Source organism: Corallococcus praedator, assembly GCF_003612125.1.
Classification (GTDB): domain Bacteria; phylum Myxococcota; class Myxococcia; order Myxococcales; family Myxococcaceae; genus Corallococcus; species Corallococcus praedator.
Map to the genome: position 1 here is coordinate 1 of NZ_RAWI01001211.1, position 416 is coordinate 416.

A 416-nucleotide genomic window follows, 5' to 3' on the forward strand; every position below is an offset into this window, starting at 1 on the left:
ATTCGATCCCGAGCTGAAACGACGTCGAGCGAACCGACGATCACGCTGGAGGAAGCGTACGAACGCACGCTTGCCAGCGATCAATCGATCAAGATCGCGGGCTATGAAATTCGGAAGGCAAACCTGCTGCCGTGGAGCGCCCTGACCCGGCTGGGACCGCAACTCAGCGGGAACCTCAGCTACGACCGCGCGCAGCAAACCAGCAGCGGGCGGTCACCAGCGATCACGAGTGACGGATTCATTACCTCGTCACCGCGGCGGGGATTCACGAAAGGCGAAACGCGAAATATCGGGGCGTCGCTCGAGCAACCGTTGGTGGATTTCACCGTTTTTCCGGCGTTCCGGCTCGGGAGGCTTTCCGCCACGGTGGCGCAACTGGAGCATCGGTTCACGATTCGTGAGACGCTCTTCGGGGT

At 61.3% G+C, this 416-nt stretch carries 1 protein-coding gene; it reads left to right on the forward strand.

The features are described 5' to 3' along the window. On the forward strand, positions 1-416 hold a 416-nt coding region (locus tag D7Y13_RS43775), incomplete at both ends, for a TolC family protein (RefSeq protein ID WP_158626250.1).